Origin of the sequence: Sphingobacterium sp. UBA7253, from assembly GCF_002472745.1 — a bacterium.
Lineage (GTDB): Bacteria > Bacteroidota > Bacteroidia > Sphingobacteriales > Sphingobacteriaceae > Sphingobacterium > Sphingobacterium siyangense.
The window spans coordinates 8,195-9,407 of the sequence record NZ_DKSP01000009.1 but is presented as its reverse complement, the minus strand read 5'-3'; the positions used below and the strand labels follow the sequence as shown (position 1 = coordinate 9,407).

Sequence of the window (1,213 nt, the reverse complement as noted above, 5' to 3'; positions counted from 1 at the left end):
GTTTAGGACGCAAGTGATATTCTTTTTAAATTGTGAAAGAAATTTGCTCGATATCAATGAAATCATCTTTCAGCCTCAAATACACATTACTCAATGGCGGTTTGGCCGTGCTTGAAATAGGCAATATGGAAAAAGCTGTAACTCTCAACATTTCCTTTTTTCACGATTCGCTGAAAGAGTTAGCACTATCTGCAATTGTACTAAGGTCCAAGGACGAAACATCGGTTATTTTTAATAAATGAACTATATCTTCAGCGCCGAAGGCCTTAGAGTTTATAATTTTATTTCTCCGATAAAATTATTATCTTAACAGGGCTTTCAACTAATAGCCATAATGTATAGCTTAAAATTATATAACTAAATCAACAAAATACCCAATGTATAAATCTCTTCAAGCCAAGCTAAAAACCTTTCATGAAGTCTGTAATAAGCCTTCAAAATTTAGAATTGCTTTCGAACCATTTTATAAAAAAGACTTCTATACTATTCTAAATGAGGTAAAAAAAGTACTACGCTCACCTTATTTTGTGCTCCTGTTAGCTAATCAGAATTCAGATGTTATCTATGAATCCGACGGGAATTTGCCCGACTACTTTTCATTTCGGATATGTGGGAAGTTAAAAAATGAAGTAGGCTCGGCCTCCTTTTATGAAAGTCGATACTTGTTTTTTAATACAGATTCTGACAACGACAGGATAGAAATCTACTCAGTCAACAACGATCGTATCTCTCTTTCCCCAATGGAAGAAACAAAAGGCAGGTACTTAGTGGCATCTATAAATTCTAAAGAGTATAAAATAGAAAAGATCCGAACTGTCTTAGTGGCCTTTTTAATGGAAGAATTAGAATATCTCACAAAAACTTTTGCGATAGAGCTAAATGCTGAATTGAATTATAGTGGCTCCTATGCTACTGAGGGCAATGAAATATATCAGATCTAACAATTAAATTGTCGGTTGGTTTTCCGAGCCCATTCTGTAAAGAAATGCCTAGAAATTGAAAACTGGAATTGCAGCAATAAAATAATCACATTGCGCGGCACCTTTGTAAAAGGAAGTTTGGCGTAATAATTAAAAATAGCTAACCTATTATGGAAATGAATACCGAAACGATCTTCATATTGATGCCCTTGCTTCCGTGCGTAATCGTATATTTAGTAATGATGTACGGCGGAATACGTGGACTGACAGGTGAAGACTTTGGATTGGAAAAT

At 34.7% G+C, this 1,213-nt stretch carries 1 protein-coding gene; it reads left to right on the top strand.

What is annotated here, in order from left to right:
* The first annotated feature begins 377 nt into the window (after positions 1–377).
* Entirely contained in the window at positions 378–941 is a 564-nt protein-coding gene (locus B2X72_RS00675) for a hypothetical protein (RefSeq protein ID WP_286848051.1), read from the top strand.
* Positions 942–1,213: the final 272 nt, after the last annotated feature.

Excerpts from the sequence above, each read along its gene's own strand:
- B2X72_RS00675 (WP_286848051.1), top strand. The coding sequence starts at position 378 with ATGTATAAATCTCTTCAAGCCAAGCTAAAAACCTTTCATGAAGTCTGT.